This is a genomic window from Pseudomonas sp. RIT411 (assembly GCF_003057735.2).
Lineage (GTDB): Bacteria > Pseudomonadota > Gammaproteobacteria > Pseudomonadales > Pseudomonadaceae > Chryseomonas > Chryseomonas oryzihabitans.
The window spans coordinates 200,852-215,203 of record NZ_QBIZ02000003.1 but is presented as its reverse complement, the minus strand read 5'-3'; the positions used below and the strand labels follow the sequence as shown (position 1 = coordinate 215,203).

Sequence of the window (14,352 nt, the reverse complement as noted above, 5' to 3'; positions counted from 1 at the left end):
CGAGGACCTCTCATGAGCCAGATTCCCGCCGACCTGCGTTATGCCGCCAGCCACGAATGGGCCCGTCTGGAAGCCGACGGTAGCGTGACCGTCGGCATTTCCGACCATGCCCAGGAAGCCCTGGGCGATGTGGTCTTCATCGAACTGCCGGAAGTCGGCAAGACTCTCGCCGCCGGTGACCAGGCCGGGGTGGTGGAATCGGTGAAGGCGGCCTCGGACATCTATGCCCCGGTGGGCGGCGAGGTGATCGCCGTCAACGAGGCCCTGGCCGACGCCCCCGAGCAGGTCAATGGCGAGCCCTATGGCGCCTGGTTCTTCAAGCTCAAGCCGCAGGATGCGGCCGAGCTGGACAAGCTGCTCGACGCCGACGGCTATCGCGCCGCCAGCGAGAGCTGAGGCGCCATCCGCCGCCCGGACCCCGAGCAAAAAAGAACCCCGCGCGGCGTGGCCGGCGGGGTTCTTTTTTGCCTGACCCTTACTGGGTCAGGATACGCATGGCGAGATCGCTGTCGCTGGCCTTGAGGCCCGGCTCGGCGGCGCGCATGTCGCGCAGCGCGGCCTCCAGGTAGGGGCCACGGATCTGGCCGTTGCTGGCCAGGTAGGAGCTGGCGTCGTCCTGGGTGGCGGCGACGATCTTGTGGTCGTCACGGCTGGTGGTATAGAACGAGCCCGAGGTCGCCCCGAGGGTCGCGGCATGCCGCCAGAACCGGGCATCCGCATTGGCGGCGGTGGTCGCGGCCAGCAGCGGCAGGCCGATCAGGGAAACCAGAGCAAGCTTCTTCAGGCGCATGGATGAGATCTCCTTCATGAGGTTTCCTATAGAGAGCTCAGACGTCCTTTGAGTTCCAGCGCCCTGTGCCGGCTTCTTCGCCGGCGCCTAGTGCTGGATCATGCTGTGGATGCGCTCCGCCAGGGCATCGATGTCGAAGGGCTTGATCAGCATGTCCATGTTCTCGCCGAGGAATTCGCCGCGCACCTTGGCGTTCTTGGCATAGCCGGTGATGAACAGCACCTTGAGCTCGGGGCGCCGACCACGGGCGATCTCGGCGAGCTGGCGGCCGTTCATGCCGGGCAGGCCGACGTCGCTGATGAGCAGGTCCAGCCGCTGATCGCTCTCGATGATCGGCAGGGCGCCATCGGCATCGCTCGCCTCCAGCGCGGTGTAGCCCAGCTCCGCGAGCACCTCCAGCACGATCATGCGCACCGCGTATTCGTCCTCCACCACCAGCACGGTCTGGCCGGCTTCGGCGCGGGGCGCGACCTTGAGCGTCGGTTGATCGGTGGCGGCGGCAGCCACCTCCGGATGGCGCGGCAGATAGAGACTGATGGTGGTGCCCTGGCCCTGTTCGGTGTCGATGCGCGCGGTGCCGCCGGACTGCTTGACGAAGCCGTAGATCATCGACAGGCCGAGCCCCGTGCCCTGGCCGGCCGGCTTGGTGGTGAAGAAGGGTTCGAAGGCCTTGGCCTTGACCTCCGGTGGCATGCCGGTGCCGGTGTCGGCCACGCTCAGGCGCACATAGTCGCCCGGCGTCAGGGATTCGCGTGCAGCCGCCTCGGCGTCGAGGCTGAGGTTGGCGGTGGCGATGCATAGCTCGCCGCCGGCGGGCATGGCGTCGCGGCCATTGATGACCAGGTTGAGCAGGGCGTTTTCCAGCTGGTGGGTATCGCTGTGGGCCAGCCAGGCGACCGCTGCCAGATCCAGGCGCAGGGCGACGTTTTCGCCCACGGTGCGCACCAGCAGGTCCTGCAGCGAGCCAACCAGCTGGTGGACGTCCACCGGCTGCGGGTCCAGGGTCTGGCGGCGGGCGAAGGCCAGCAGCCGGTGGGTGAGGGCGGCGGCGCGGTCGGCCGAATTGACCGCGGCGTTGATGTAGCGATCCAGGTCCTGGGTGCGGCCGTTGGCGATGCGCAGACGGATCAGGTCGAGGGCGCCGACGATGCCGGTGAGCATGTTGTTGAAGTCGTGGGCGATGCCGCCGGTGAGCTGGCCGATGGCTTCCATCTTCTGCGACTGGCGCAGGGCTTCCTCGGTGCGCTCGCGTTCGTAGATCTCGGCGATCAGCCGCGCATGGCTGCGCCCCAGTTCCTGGGTGCGTTCGGCGATGCGCTGCTCCAGCTGGTCGGTGGTCTGCCGTGCCTCGGTGACGTCCACGCCACAGCCCACCAGGCCATGGAATTCGCCGTCGAGCTCCAGGCGCGGGGTGCCCTCCAGGCGCAGCCAGCGCCATTCGCCCTGGGCGTTGCGCACCCGCACCTCGGCACGCAGCGCGCTGTGGGTGGCGACGGCCTGCTTGAAGGCGCCCTCGAAGGCCGGGCATTCGCTGTCCGGCAGCAGGGCGCTCCAGCCCTGGTCGTGCAGATCGGCGTCGTGCAGATCGAATTCGCTGGCGAAGCGCTGGTTGACGAATTGCAGCTGGCCGTCGGCGTCGCAGGCCCAGATCAGCACCGGGGCGCTGTCGGCCATGAGCCGGAAACGGCCCTCGCTCTCGCGCTGGGCGTCCTGGGAGCGCTGCCGGCAGATGGCCGACCAGAGCCGGTCGGTGACGTCGCGCAGAAATTGCACCTCGCCTTCCGTCCACAACCGGGCGCGCTGATCATGGGCGACGAACAGCGCGCGCAGGCGACCGTCTTCATAGAGCGGGATGTCCACCAGCGCCGCGATCTCCAGATCGAGCAGGCGCTGCGCATTGGCCTGGGCGCGCGGGTCCTGGCTGACGTCGTCGATCACCAGGGGCGCTTCGCCCTCCTGGCTGCCCAGGCTGTCGGGGGCGAGCAGCGGATAGGCCAGGGCCTGGTCGAAGTGGCCATTGGGCGTCCACATCTGGTGCGGGACGAAGGTGCCGCGACTCTCGTCCAGACGGGCATAGCCGACCCGGCGCAGGCCCAGTCGGGTACCCACCAGTTCCAGGGCCGCGGCCACCCCGGCGCTTTCCGGGTCGCCTTCGCGCAGGCGGTCGCCCAGTTCGATGAGGGCGTGCTGGCGGGCTTCGGCGGCGCGGCGCTCCTCGATCTGCCGGCGCAGCTGGCGATTGGTCTCGCTGATGCGATCGGCGTCATGGCGTTCGCGGGTGATGTCGCGGGCGATGCCCACCAGCCGCCGCTGACCGCCGGGCTCCAGGCGTTCGCGGCCGCGGATGCTCAGCCACACCGGTTCGCCCTGGCGCGGACTGCGCACGCGAAAGGTCAGCCGCAGGTCATAGGCATTGCCGCCGCCCTGGATGGCCGCGCTGACATAGGCTCGCACCCGGGGCGCATCGGCGGGGTGCAGGGCGCGCAGCAGCGCCGCGCCGCGCAGGGTGCAGCGGCGCTCCGTGGCCCCGACCAGATGGGCGAGGCGCGAATCCCAGCTGATCAGGTCGCGGTCGATGTCATAGTCCCAGACGCCCAAGTCGGCCACGTCCATGGCCAGGGCGATGCGCTGCTCGGCCAGACGCAGGGCGTCGGCTGCGGCGGTGCGCTCGATGACGATGCGGATGCGCTCGGCCACCTCGCGTACCAGGGCGACGTCGCCGATGGTCCAGTGGCGGGGCGTGTCGGCATAGAGGAACAGCAGACCCACCAGCTGTTCTTCGGCGAGCAGGGGCACCACCAGGCCGGCGCGCACGCCATGCTCCACCAACTGGGTGCGCATCTCGCCCAGGCGACTGTCCTGGGTGCTGTCTTCCACGCTGACGATGATGCCGCGGCGCAGCTCCTCCACCGCCGAGGTGTGCCAGTGCGCCAGGCTGGGCAGGTTGAGACGGTGGGTTCGGCCCTGTTCGAGCCAGTCGCTGTCGATGGTCAGGCTGCCGTCGCGGCCGACCCGGGCATAGCCGATGCGCTGCACGGCGAGCAGGTGGCCGAGGCTGTCGCCCAGTACCGAGGCGACTTCGCCGGTGTGGGTCACGCCATGCAGCAGGTCGCCCAGTTCGAGCAAAAAGCGCTGGCGGTCATGGCTGCGGATGCGTTCGCTGAGGTCGACGAAGGTGCAGATGGCGCCCTGGACCTCGCCGTCGCGCCAGAGCGGCTGGGCGCGCCATTCCACCGGCAGCAGACTGCCGTCCTCGCGCAGCAGGGCGTCGGCGGACAGGTGCAGGGTGGCGCCTTCGCTGGCGGCGCGCTGCAGGGCGCGGGCGCCATCCTCGCTGCGGGCGGAGCTGAGCCGGGTGTCCAGGCGCTCGCCGAGGATGTCGCGGTCCTCGGGCAAGCCGAGCATCTGCCGGAAGGCGCGGTTGCAGAGGGTGGCACGGCCCTGGCGATCCAGGGCGCAGAAGCCCTCGTGGGTCGATTCGAGCAGCAGGTGGGCGAAGGCCTCGCTCTCCCGCAGCGCCGTTTCCGCCCGCTTGCGGCTGTCGATGTCCTGGGCCACGCCCACCCAGTGCTCGATCTCGCCGCTGGCATTGGTGAAGGGCATGGTGCGGGTTTCGAACCAGCGATAGTGACCCTCGGCATCGCGCAGCTGCAATTCCAGGCTGCCGGCGACGCGTTGCTCGCGCACCTCGCGCCAGCGCCGCAACAGCTGCGGACGCTGCTCGGGATGGATGGCGCCGGCCCAGAGATCGGGGTCGGCGACCACGCTGGCCGGACTCAGGCCGCTGTATTCGTACCAGTAGCGATTGGCGTATTCGAAGCTGCCATCGGGCCGCGCGAACCAGATGATCTGCGGATTGACGTCCATTAGCGCGCGGTAGTGGGTTTCGTCGAGGGTGCTGTGCCGCGCCGGCGAGGCCGCCTGCAGCCGCGTCTCGAACAGGCGCAGCACCTGGCGCGCCAGGCGTTCGAGGCCGCTCAGGCGTGCGGCGTTCAGCTCGCGCGGTTGCCAGTCGAGCACGCAGAGGGTGCCGAGAAAGACGCCTTCGGCCGTCCGCAGCGGGGCGCCGGCATAGAATCTCAGCCCGGCCGGATCGGTCACCAGCGGATTGTCGGTAAAGCGCGGATCCTGGCTCAGGTCCTCGATCTGCCGCGCCTCCCGGGCATCGTGCAGGTGCTGGCAGAAGGACAGCGCCAGGGGAATTTCCGCCACGCCCAGGCCGCGTTCGGCGATGAACAGCTGCTGCTCCTCGCCAAGCAGGTTGACCGCGGCGATGGGCGTCTCGCAGAGGGTGGCCGCCAGTTCCACCAGGTCGTCGAGGGCCGGCTCCGGCTGGCCGTCGAGCAGGCCGCAGGTGGCCAGGAGCGCCTGGCGGCGACGGCGCTGCTCGGCGTCCTCGGCACCCACGGCAGGGTTCACGACGGTTGTCTGCACGGCTGGCTATCCTTGTTCCGCTCGCGGGCTGCTGGACCTAACGTTCGCTCTGGGGCGTGACGCGCAAGACTTCTTCCACGGTGGTGAAGCCGGCGGCGATCTTTTGCGCACCGGACAGCCGCAGGCTGCGCATGCCTTCCTTGAACGCCTGCCGCCGCAGCGCGGTGATGTCGGTATCCGCCGTCACCAGTTCGCGCAGACTATCGGAGAGGGTGAGGATTTCGTATACCCCGGCACGACCGCGATAGCCGGTGTCACGACATTCCGGGCAACCCACCGGCTGCATGGCGCCGGTGGGCAGCGGGGCGTTCCACGGCTTGGTCAGTTCCTGCCAGGCGGCCGGGTCCAATTCGGTGGGCGTCTTGCAGGCCGGGCAGAGGGTCCGCACCAGCCGCTGGGCCATGACGCCGAGCACCGTGGCGCGGATCAGGTAGTAGGGCACGCCCAGTTCGATCAGGCGACTCACCGAGCTGGGGGCATCGTTGGTGTGCAGGGTGGAGAGCACCAGGTGCCCGGTCAGGGCCGCCTGGATGGCCATCTCGGCGGTTTCCAGGTCGCGGATCTCGCCGATCATGATGATGTCCGGGTCCTGCCGCATCAGCGCCCTGACGCCACTGGCGAAGGTCACCTCGATGTTGGGCTGCACCTGCATCTGGTTGAAGGCGTCCTCCACCATCTCGATGGGATCTTCGATGGTGCAGACGTTGACCTCGGGCGTGGCCAGCTGCTTGAGGGTGGTGTACAGCGTGGTGGTCTTGCCCGAACCGGTGGGACCGGTGACCAGGATGATGCCGTTGGGTTGCCCGGTCATGCCGGCCCAGCGGCGCAGGTCGTCGGCGGAAAAGCCGAGCTGGTCGAAGCTCTTGAGCAGCACGTCCGGGTCGAAGATCCGCATCACCAGCTTTTCGCCGAAGGCGGTGGGCATGGTCGACAGGCGCAGTTCGACTTCCTTCTCGCCGGCCATGCGCGTCTTGATCCGGCCGTCCTGGGGCTTGCGCTTCTCGGCGACGTTCATGCGGCCGAGGTTCTTGATCCGGCTGACCACCGCCAGGGTGACCTGGGCCGGGAACTGGTAGACGGTGTGCAGCACCCCGTCGATGCGAAAGCGCACCGCGCCCTGCTCGCGACGCGGCTCGACGTGGATATCGCTGGCGCGCTGCTGGAAGGCGTACTGGAACAGCCAGTCGACGATGTTGACGATGTGGGCGTCGTTGGCATCCGGCTCGCCATCGGCGGCGCCGAGATTGACCAGCTGCTCGAAGTTGCCGACGCCGCTGGTCTTCTGCTCCACCGCCGAGGCGCCGGTGACCGAGCGCGCCAGGCGAAAGAATTCCTGGGTGTAGCGGGTGATGTCCGCCGGGCTGGCCACCACGCGCTTGATCGGCCGCTGCAGCACATGGGTGAGGTTGCTTTCCCAGCTGTGCACGAAGGGCTGGGCGCTGGCCACCGTCACCTCGTCCGGGCTCACCGCCACGGCGAGGATCTTGTTGCGCTGGGCGAAGGCGTAGGACATCAGCGGGGTGACCGAGGCCACGTCCACCTTGAGCGGATCGATGCGGTAGAAAGGCTGGCCCGAATACTCGGCGAGCCAGCGGGTGAGGCTGTCCAGATCCAGCTTGCGCCCCGGGCGACTGAGGTCGTCCACGCTCTGCGCCGCCAGGAACTCCAGCGGGTGCTGCTGCGGATTGGCCGAACCGCGGCGCAGGAGCAGGCACTGTTCGGCGGTCTGCTGGTCGATCCGCTGCTGGCTGACCAGCTCGCGCAGGATGTCGCCCAGGTCGAGCCAACGATCAGCGGAAGGGGAAGCTATGGCGGACATCTGGACTCCTTGAAAAGGTGGTCGCACTCGGGGTGGCGCCCGGTGCCTGACCGGGGACGACCCGCCTGCGCTACCCGCCAGGTTGGTCGCCTCCTCCAGCATAGCGATTTTGTATTAAGGAATCGCTCGCGGCCTTGTGCCATCAGGATGGACGGCCGGATGCGCCAGCCGTTCCCGCCATTCGGCGGCTCAGGCCAGGGCTTTCCAGGGCGCCAGGCCATGGACCAGGCGCGCCTGCTCGGCCACCCCGGCGAGATCGCCATGGGCGCTCAGCGGCGCCAGCTTGCCCAGTTCGCCATACAGCCGATCGGCTTCGGGCAGGTCCAGCGCGCCCCGCGCCAGGTGCAGCCAGACCTGCATGCGCTCCAGGCGCGGCAGCTGCTGCTCGATCAACTCGGGTTCGGTGATGGCGCGTAGCAGCGGCAGCTCGGCCGCTTCCAGGGCGAGGAAGCGCGGCAGCCACTGGCCCAGGGGCGTCGCGCCCTGGCGTTCGCCACGGCCGGTGCGGCCCTGGGTCCAGGCGCGCTCGTGCAGCCAGCGCGCGGCGCGCAGGGAGAACAGGCCCCAGCGCGGCTGCTCCAGTTCGGCGGCGAAGCGCTGCGGTGCCTGGCGGCGGGCTTCCTCGTCGTCCTGGCCGATGGCCGCCAGCGGGCGCCAGTCGGCGAGCAGCTCGTCGAGGGTCTGGCGCAGGTCGCGGCTGGTGGCCCGCGGCGCGGCCTGACCAAGGCTGCCGAGCAGGGCGCGCAGGTCGATCAGCTGGTGCACCCAGTCCACCAGCAGGCGCCAGTGGCCGTTCCAGCGATACTGTTCGGCCAGGCGCTGGCTGCCGGCCAGCAGGTGTCCGCCGAGGCGGGCGACGGCCTCGTCCAGCGGCGTCTCGGCGTCGAGTTCCGGCGCAGAGAGATAGAGGGTGTAGCTCGCCGCATCGTGCAGGCGATAACCGCGCTCGGCCTTGCTGATGTCGCAGGGCATCAGCGGGAATTCGGCGGCTAGTTGCTCGGCCAGTTCCAGCAGCGCGGCCGGTTCGCCCTGGCGCAATTCCAGCTCGACCTCGGCGATGGCCTCGCGCTGGTCGCCGGCACGCACCTCGCCCTGGTCGAGGGCGACTTCGATGATGGTCCGGGCCTTGCCCCGGCCCCAGGCGATCTCCGCGGCGTCGCGGACGAAATCGGTGTCGAACACCGGCTGCAGGCGGCGCAGGTCCAGGTCGGCCAGTTCCGCCGGCCAGCAGCTGTCGTCGAACAGCGCGGTGTCCAGGGTGGCATCGGCCAGCGGCCATTCCCACTCGTTGCGCTCGGACAGCCCGGCCAGGCTCTGGCCGCGACTCTTGAGCGTCTGGATGAAACGCTCGCCATCACGGCGCACACGCAGGGCGACCTTGGCATGGGCCAGGTCGCGGGTGTCGGTGTCGTAATAGCAGTTGGACAGCTCGTGGCGCTGCCAGCCGTCCTTGCAACGCTTCTTCAGCAGCGGATGAGCGCGCAGGGCGTCGAGGGTCGCCGCACTGGCGCGCAGCTTGATTTCGGTTTCTTTGGCCATTGGAGGATCCTGGCGCCGGAAGAGAACGGTCCGGCTCCGTGCCGAGCGCGTCATGACGACGGACGGCGAGAACGTGGGCGCTAGTTTAGCCCGTCCCGCCCCCCTGGCGCATGAAGGTTTCATCGCGCGGCGGATGGCGCCATGATGGAGGCGTGACCAGGAGACCCCGCATGACCCTGCCCGCGCTGAAAGCTCTGTTCTCAACCCTGATCGCCGAAAGCTCGGTGAGCTGCACCCAGCCCGCCCTGGACCAGTCCAACGCTGGCGTCATCGCCCGCCTGAGCGACTGGTTCGGCGCCCTGGGCTTCGCCTGCGAGACCCAGGAGGTAGCACCCGGCAAGTTCAACCTGATCGCCACCCTGGGCAGCGGGCCGGGCGGTCTGGTGCTGGCCGGCCATACCGATACCGTACCCTATGACGCCGCGCTCTGGCAGGCCGATCCCCTGCGTCTGCGCGACGCCGACGATCGCTGGTACGGCCTGGGCAGTTGCGACATGAAGGGCTTCTTCGCGTTGATCCTCGAGGCGGTACGCGACCTGGATCCGCGCCAGCTGCGCCAGCCGCTGATCGTGCTGGCCACCTGCGACGAGGAATCCTCCATGGACGGCGCCCGGGTACTGGCCGAAGCCGGCCGCCCCCTGGGCCGCGCCGCAGTGATCGGCGAGCCGACCGGATTGCGGCCGATCCGCCTGCACAAGGGCATCCTCATGGAGCGCATCGACATCCTCGGCCAGAGCGGCCACTCCTCCGATCCGAGCCTGGGCCACAGCGCCCTGGACGCCATGCAGGCGGTGATGGGCGAGCTGCTCGACCTGCGCGCCCAGTGGCAGCGTGAATACCGCAATCCGCTGTTCCTGGTGCCCCAGCCGACGCTGAATCTGGGCTGCATCCATGGCGGCGACAATCCCAACCGCATCTGCGGCCAGTGCGCTCTGGAATTCGACCTGCGCCCCCTGCCGGGCATGCAGCCCGAAGCCCTGCGCCAGGCCATCCGCGGGCGGCTGCTGCCGGTCGCCGAACGCTTCGGGGTGCGGATCGACTACCAGCCGCTGTTTCCCGCCGTGCCGCCCTTCGAGCAGCCCGCCGAGGCCGAACTGGTGCGCCTGGCCGAGCGTCTCACCGGCCACCGCGCCGAGGCCGTGGCCTTCGCCACCGAGGCGCCCTATCTGCAGGCGATCACCCAGGAGGTACTGGTGCTCGGCCCCGGCGACATCAGCTGCGCGCACCAGCCCGAGGAGCACCTGGCGCTGGCGCGGATCGCGCCTACCGTCGAGCTGCTGCAGCAGCTGATCGGCCACTACTGCCTGGGCGCAGCCGCCGCGGTCCGATGAACAGACCCGCGCGTTCGGCGTGACTTTTTGTAAACTCCAGACGGTCTACTGAGGCTGTCTGCCCATCCGCTCCCTGTCGAGGAACCCCCGTGCTGCGACGACGCTGAACGCCCTGCCTGCCCTCGTTCACCCTCCCGCCTATCCTCCAAGGGTCTTCGTCTCGATGCACGAATACGTCAACTGGCTTCGCCACGCCTCGCCCTATATCAACGCCCACCGCGACGCCACCTTCGTCGTCATGCTGCCCGGTGACGGCGTCGCCCACCCCAACTTCGGCAACATCGTCCATGACCTGGTGCTGCTGCACAGCCTGGGTGTGCGCCTGGTGCTGGTGCACGGCTCCCGTCCGCAGATCGAATCGCGCCTGGCCGCGCGCGGCATCGAGCCGCGCTTCTACAACGACCTGCGCATCACCGACGGCCCGACCCTGGAAGCGGTGATCGATGCCGTCGGCAGCCTGCGCAGTGCCATCGAGGCGCGCCTGTCCATGGATATGGCCGCCTCGCCCATGCAGGGCTCGCGGCTGCGCGTCGCCAGCGGCAATCTGGTCACCGCGCGCCCGGTGGGCGTACAGGATGGCGTCGACTTCCACCACACCGGCGAAGTCCGCCGCATCGACCGCCGCGGCATCGGCCGCCTGCTCGACGAGCGCACCATCGTGCTGCTCTCGCCGCTGGGCTACTCGCCCACCGGCGAGACCTTCAACCTGGCCTGCGAAGACGTCGCCATGCGCGCCGCCATCGACCTGGGCGCCGACAAGCTGGTGCTCTACGGCGCCGAGCCGGGCCTGCTGGACGAACACGGCGCCCTGATCCGCGAGATCGGCCCGCAACAGATCCCCACCCATCTGGCGCGCCTGGGCAGCTCCTACCAGGCCGAACTGCTCGACGCCGCCGCCCAGGCCACCCGCGGCGGCGTACGTCGCTGCCACATCGTCGGCTACGCCGAGGACGGCGCCCTGCTCACCGAACTCTTCACCCGCGCCGGCAGCGGCACCCTGGTGGCCCAGGAACCCTTCGAGACCCTGCGCGAGGCGACCATCGCCGACGTCGGCGGCCTGATGGAGCTGATCCGCCCGCTGGAAGAACAGGGCATCCTGGTGCGCCGTTCCCGCGAGGTGCTGGAGCGCGAGATCGAGCAATTCAGCATCGTCGAACGCGAAGGCCTGATCATCGCCTGCGCGGCGCTCTATCCCATCGCCGACTCGGCGGCGGGCGAGCTGGCGTGCCTCGCGGTCAATCCCGACTACCGCCACGGCGGTCGCGGCGACGCCCTGCTGGCCCGCATCGAACAACGCGCCCGCGAGCGCGGCCTGAGCACCCTGTTCGTGCTCACCACCAAGACCGCCCACTGGTTCCGCGAACGCGGCTTCGAACCCAGCAGCGTGGAGCGCCTCCCTGCGGCGCGGGCATCGCTGTACAACTTCCAGCGCAATTCGAAGATCTTCGAGAAAGGCTTGTAAGGGCGCGCTCGTAGGTTGGGCTGAGACGGCTGCATCGTCGAAGCCAATACTGCCAAGTCCCACCGTCATCGCGGCCATGGGCCGCTCCTACAGATTCAAGGCACGCCTGTAGGAGCGGCCCATGGCCGCGATAGCACCAGTCCCAACGGAAACCGCTGCAAGGCGGAGCTGGCCCTTCCTGCATCGATACCGGAAGGCGCACTCGTCAACCATCGAGTCGCCCGCTGGCGTCTGGAGACGTAGCGTGGAAAACCGCGCAGCGTTTTCCACTAATGGGCTCCGTTGCTCAGCGGACAAGGCTTCGCCGCTGTCCCTGCTACGGGCTACGGGCTACGGGCTACGGGCTACGGGCTGCGGGCTGCGGGCTGTTCAGGGTTCTTCATCCAGAACCTCCAGGCTGGCGAATCGCCCCGTTCAGCAGGGCGAGCGCCAGTGTCGTGGAGTGGGTCGAGCCGCATGGATGCGGCGAGAGGTCCAGTGGGCCATGGACGGCCCATCTGGACCGACCCCGGAACGGCACTGGCGTGAGCGAAACGTAGCGTAGCGAAGTAACAGCCGAAGGCTGGCCCGAAGGGCGAGCAACGCGAGTCACCCGGAGGGCAGCGGAGGGCCGGATGGTCGGGGCAAGCGTTTTTGCTTACTTTTTTCCGGGGCGCGCAGCCGCGACTGAAAAAAGTGAGTCGCCCGAGGGGGCGAAACAAGATCCATCAGCAAAGCACGACAATCAGCTAAGGCACCAACAAGCTCTTCGGCACTTGGCACCGCAATGTTGGGCTTCGCTCTCGCTCAACCTAACCTACGTATCTACACCCCGATCGTCGCCAGAATGCTCGCCTGATACGCCGCCACGAAGGTATCGAAATCCCCCTGGGGCGCCGCCTCGATCTCCGCCTGCTCTTCCAGCGACTGGCGTGCCATCTGGGCATAGCAGGCCTGCTCGCCGGCGCTCAGCGGGTGGCTGGCGAAATAGGCCGCATGAGCCTCGCTCTGGCGCAGACCGAAGTCGGCGAAGCTCTCGCCTCTTTCGCGCAGCTCCTGCAGCACCCGCGCCGAGGGGGTGAGGCGGACATCGGCGACCTTCTGCCGCTGCACCGCCACCGCCCGGCGATGGGCGTCGCCGCCCAGGCTGGCGTCCAGGGTCTCGGCGCAGCGCTCGATCTGATCGAGCATCTCCGCCGCCCAGTCGATCATGGTCACCGAGGCGCCATGACGCTGCAGGCGCAGGCCCGGCTTGCGGCCTTCGCGCACCACGCTGGCGAAGTTGTCGGTGCATTCGCTGCACTCGCCGTTGAGCGGCGGGCTGCCTTCCAGGGCGCAATAGAGCAGGAAGGCGTCGAGGAACAGCGCGGCGGTGGTATCGATGCCCAGCGGCAGGAAGGGATCGATGTCCAGGCAGCGCACCTCGATGTACTGCACGCCGCGCGCCATCAGCGCCTGCACCGGCCGCTCGCCGCTGCGGGTGACGCGCTTCGGGCGGATGGTGGCGTAGTACTCGTTCTCGATCTGCAGGATGTTGGTGTTGAGCTGCACCCACTCGCCGTTCTGGTGCGTGCCGATCTCCGCATAGGGCGGGTAGGGCGTACCCACCGCGCGTCTCAGGCTCTCGGTATAGGTGGTCAGATCGTTGTAGTCCGGCGTCAGGCTGGCCTGGGCGTTGCTCTGATAGCCCAGGTCGCTCATGCGCAGGCTGGTGGCATGGGGCAGGTACAGGGTCCGCTCGTCGAGGGTCTGCAACCGATGTGGCCGACCCCGCAGGAAGCCTAGGTCCAGCGCCGGCGAGGCGCCGAACAGGTACATCAGCAGCCAGCTGTAGCGGCGGAAGTTGCGGATCAGGGCGATATAGCGCGCCGACTGGTAGTCGCGGGCATCGCGGGCGTCACCTTCCTGCTGGCGCAGGAGCTCCCAGGCCGCTTCCGGCAGCGAGAAATTGTAGTGGATGCCGGCGATGCACTGCATGGTGCGGCTGTAGCGCAGGGCCAGGCCGCGGCGGTAGACGTGCTTGAGCCGGCCGATGTTGGAGCTGCCGTAGTCGGCGATGGGGATCTCGTCCTCCGCCGGCAGCGCGCAGGGCATGGAGCCGCTCCAGAGGCGCTCGCCGTCGAGTTCGGCGACCGCGGCGCGATGCACCCGATCCAGCGCGTCCAGCACCTCGGGCGTGCGGGTACCGGTGGGGGTGATGAATTCGAGCAGGGCCTCGGAGTAGTCCGTGGTGATCTGCGGATGGGTCAGGGCCGAGCCCAGCGCCCGGGGATGGGGGCGGCGGGACAGCTGGCCACGGGCGTCCACCCGCAGGGTCTCGCGCTCGATGCCGTGCAGGCATTCGGCGAGAAGGGTGGGATCAGCGCCGAGCAGGGCCAGGCGGCGGGACAGGATATCGCTCAAGTTGACTTCCTATGGCGGTACTCGCCCCGGGCAGGGTAGAAGAAACCGACTGAAATGAGGGTTGCCGGCCAGGGCCGACGCGGGGGCAGCAGTCACTGCTGCGGTCCGGGTTCAAGCCTCAGACCGCAACCCGCTCAGTTGTCTCCCAGCGTAGCTCAGGCGACGGCAAAGGGCGATATGCGCCGCTTCGCTGCCGCCCGCTCTGGCCGGTCACAGACAGGCGAAGGTCGCCTGGGCGAGGGCGATCAGCTTGTCACCCTGATGCACCTGGGCTTCCAGCACATGGGTCTTGCGGCCCGGGTGGATCACCCGGGCGCGGCAGACCAGTTCGCCGTCGCTCACGCCACGCACGTAGTTGACCTTGCATTCCAGGGTCACGCTGCCGGCCTGGCCATCGAACAGGCTGTGGCTGGCCTGGCCCAGGGCGGTGTCGATCAGCGAGAAGATGGCACCGCCGTGCAGCTTGCCGTGCAGGTTGATGAGCGTGTCCTGCACGCTCATGCGCACCTCGGACTCGCCACCCTCGGCCTTGTGGATGGTCATGCCCAGCAGGGTGCTGAAGGCGCTGTCTTTGCCTGCAAGAGAACCGCTCATG

Annotated in this window: 9 protein-coding genes; 3 read left to right on the top strand and 6 right to left on the bottom strand. The window is 68.7% G+C overall.

Annotation, left to right across the window (positions count from 1 at the left end; all coding sequences use genetic code 11):
• Window positions 1-12: 12 nt before the first annotated feature.
• On the top strand, window positions 13-396 hold the full coding sequence (gene gcvH / locus DBY63_RS06375; protein ID WP_007161270.1) for a glycine cleavage system protein GcvH: 384 nt from the start codon (window positions 13-15) through the stop codon (window positions 394-396).
• Window positions 397-475: 79 nt separating this feature from the next.
• Here the strand turns inward: gcvH and DBY63_RS06370 are convergent, their stop codons facing one another.
• From DBY63_RS06370 to DBY63_RS06355, 4 genes are all read right to left on the bottom strand, one after another.
• Window positions 476-790, bottom strand: a complete 315-nt coding sequence (locus tag DBY63_RS06370) for a DUF2388 domain-containing protein (protein WP_007161269.1) — start codon at window positions 788-790, stop codon at window positions 476-478.
• 87 nt (window positions 791-877) lie between these two features.
• Complete coding sequence (locus DBY63_RS06365; protein ID WP_108581504.1) at window positions 878-5,224, bottom strand: PAS domain S-box protein; 4,347 nt, start codon at window positions 5,222-5,224, stop codon at window positions 878-880.
• 37 nt (window positions 5,225-5,261) lie between these two features.
• Complete coding sequence (locus DBY63_RS06360; protein WP_027598246.1) at window positions 5,262-7,043, bottom strand: GspE/PulE family protein; 1,782 nt, start codon at window positions 7,041-7,043, stop codon at window positions 5,262-5,264.
• Window positions 7,044-7,232: 189 nt separating this feature from the next.
• The gene (locus DBY63_RS06355) at window positions 7,233-8,582 is read right to left on the bottom strand and encodes a CYTH domain-containing protein (RefSeq protein WP_027598247.1); all 1,350 of its coding nucleotides are present in this window, start codon (window positions 8,580-8,582) and stop codon (window positions 7,233-7,235) included.
• A gap of 170 nt (window positions 8,583-8,752) precedes the next feature.
• Between DBY63_RS06355 and argE the strand changes: the two genes are divergently transcribed.
• Both argE and argA read left to right on the top strand, forming a co-directional pair.
• Window positions 8,753-9,913: an acetylornithine deacetylase gene (gene argE, locus DBY63_RS06350; RefSeq protein ID WP_108581503.1), complete on the top strand. Its 1,161-nt coding sequence runs from the start codon at window positions 8,753-8,755 to the stop codon at window positions 9,911-9,913.
• A 163-nt stretch (window positions 9,914-10,076) separates the two neighbouring features.
• On the top strand, window positions 10,077-11,375 hold the full coding sequence (gene argA / locus DBY63_RS06345; protein ID WP_007161264.1) for an amino-acid N-acetyltransferase: 1,299 nt from the start codon (window positions 10,077-10,079) through the stop codon (window positions 11,373-11,375).
• Between the two features lie 804 nt (window positions 11,376-12,179).
• Here the strand turns inward: argA and gshA are convergent.
• Together gshA and DBY63_RS06335 are read right to left on the bottom strand one after the other, a co-directional pair.
• A complete protein-coding gene (gshA, locus tag DBY63_RS06340) occupies window positions 12,180-13,757 on the bottom strand; it encodes a glutamate--cysteine ligase (RefSeq protein WP_108581502.1) in 1,578 nt (525 codons plus the stop codon).
• 210 nt (window positions 13,758-13,967) lie between these two features.
• Window positions 13,968-14,351 (bottom strand): PaaI family thioesterase, encoded by a 384-nt coding sequence (locus DBY63_RS06335; RefSeq protein ID WP_051398714.1) that lies wholly within the window; start codon window positions 14,349-14,351, stop codon window positions 13,968-13,970.
• Window position 14,352 lies beyond the last annotated feature (1 nt).